Below are 454 nucleotides of genomic sequence, written 5' to 3'. Positions count from 1 at the left end.
CACTTAGAGGAGCTTGCTTAATGGCATCTGGGTAAACATACTGAGTCAGCGCCACTTCACTCGGCGTTGCATGAGAACCTTCCTGATCGCCGTACAGCTCTTTTGCCAGTCGATACACAGAACCACACATATACCAGTTGCTCACCTGACACTGCACTTGCTCTGCATTGGGCACATTTAGATCAACTAACGTGGCATAAACCTCAGAGAACGCTGCCTTGAGTGTTGCGACATTGCCTCCGTGCCCATTGATCAAGAAAAAGCGTGTAAAGCCTGCACGTGCCAGGCAGGTAATATAGTCCCGAATGAGCAAAATCAACGTACTGGGTCGGAGGCTCATACTGCCTGGAAAGGCTGTGTGGTGTAGCGCCATGCCAACATTGATGGTGGGGGCCACCAGTGCCTGAGTCGCTTCACCAACCCCACGCGCGATCGCCTCTGCACAAATGGCATC

At 52.4% G+C, this 454-nt stretch carries 1 protein-coding gene; it reads right to left on the bottom strand.

Annotated elements, in window-relative coordinates; translation table 11 throughout:
• Positions 1-454: creatininase family protein (locus tag D7Y13_RS50120; protein WP_158626227.1), on the bottom strand; the 454-nt coding region annotated here is incomplete at both ends.

This window comes from Corallococcus praedator (assembly GCF_003612125.1).
Classification (GTDB): domain Bacteria; phylum Myxococcota; class Myxococcia; order Myxococcales; family Myxococcaceae; genus Corallococcus; species Corallococcus praedator.
Note: the sequence above shows the minus strand (reverse complement) of the source record. Positions and strands in the feature narration are given on the sequence as shown.